Genomic DNA, 318 nt, shown 5'->3' on the forward strand with positions numbered 1-318 from the left:
ATCTGTATTCGAAATGATAAGGATGGAAGCAGGACCTAATATGATATTTAACGTCGCGACAATATAAAACCCGATTTTATCGAAGAGAAAGATCGGGATCAAGGGCGCTAATGCAAATAATGCCAGCATGATTGCGGTATCAGGAAATACCCAGAATTTACTATATAAATAAACAGTGATTAAGGAAATGAATAATCTTTTATAGAAGCTGCCTTCTGATTTAATGAAAAATAGCAAAGATATGATCATTCAAGATATGAGGATGACCTGAAAAGTCATTTCATAAGGATTTTCCTTCCAACTGATTGGTGATACGGA

The 318-nt window shown here is 34.6% G+C and carries 1 protein-coding gene; it reads right to left on the reverse strand.

Translation table 11 applies throughout. The features are described from left to right. Window positions 1-237 (reverse strand): hypothetical protein (locus CVN76_RS31615; protein ID WP_232732075.1); only part of this gene is annotated, 237 nt, incomplete at its 3' end. Window positions 238-318 lie beyond the last annotated feature (81 nt).

It is taken from the genome of Bacillus sp. mrc49, from assembly GCF_002803435.1.